Genomic DNA, 768 nt, shown 5'->3' on the forward strand with positions numbered 1-768 from the left:
ATGAGCAAATTCACTATTTGAGCCATGATGATAAAGAGGCTGAAATTGCTGAAAATAGTGTTTGATGTGCTTTCCATTTTTTATTCGTCCATCGTGGAGCATGAGCGATGGCGCGTTAGCGACATTGCTCAGTGCGACTGGTTCGCTCTTTTCGAGTGTTTTTCAAGCTCCTCAATTAGTTTTGAGTAGCTTAATTTTTTATATCCTTCGTCGGTTGGATTGTGGTAAGATTGGCCTTTCGGTGTCAATCCAGAGAAACCTCCAAAAGCTCGAAGCCCTGAGGTGTGATTAAAGGCGAATACCAGATGTTCACTTCCGATTTCTACGTTTGGGCCTTCGTGGATATAAAAGCTGACACTAAGTTTCTGTTTTTCATTTATTCCTTTGAAGCTGCGAAGAACTAAGCATTCACAGGTGAGTTCGTTTAGTTTGAGTGTCTCATTATACTTTTTATCGACGACGAGGACTTTCACTTCTGCGATCACATCCATTACTTCGAACTTTTTTGGTAAAAAATAGTCGATAGAGGAGGCAAATGCTGTGCTACAGAGGCAGATTAATAGGAGCAGGCTTTGGAGCACATGTTTCATTTTCTTAGCGAACGGTGAGGACTGACACCCCAGCCTGAGTGATTAGTAGTTCAAGTGATTGTCGAAGATCCGGCGGCGTAAATGGGGTTGACCAGCTCCGACTGGATATAGCTCCCAGAGTGCCCAACGGCATCAAATCTGACAAGCGCTTCTTCTTCCTTTCGAACTTGTATTTTCC

Annotated in this window: 1 protein-coding gene; it reads right to left on the reverse strand. The window is 43.2% G+C overall.

The annotated features are described in order from the left end of the window. Nucleotides 1–128: 128 nt before the first annotated feature. Nucleotides 129–590, reverse strand: a complete 462-nt coding sequence (locus tag QEH52_RS19935) for a hypothetical protein (RefSeq protein WP_308952719.1) — start codon at nt 588–590, stop codon at nt 129–131. Nucleotides 591–768 lie beyond the last annotated feature (178 nt).

The sequence above is a fragment of the Thalassobacterium maritimum genome, from assembly GCF_031127805.1.
GTDB classification, from domain to species: domain Bacteria; phylum Verrucomicrobiota; class Verrucomicrobiia; order Opitutales; family Coraliomargaritaceae; genus Thalassobacterium; species Thalassobacterium maritimum.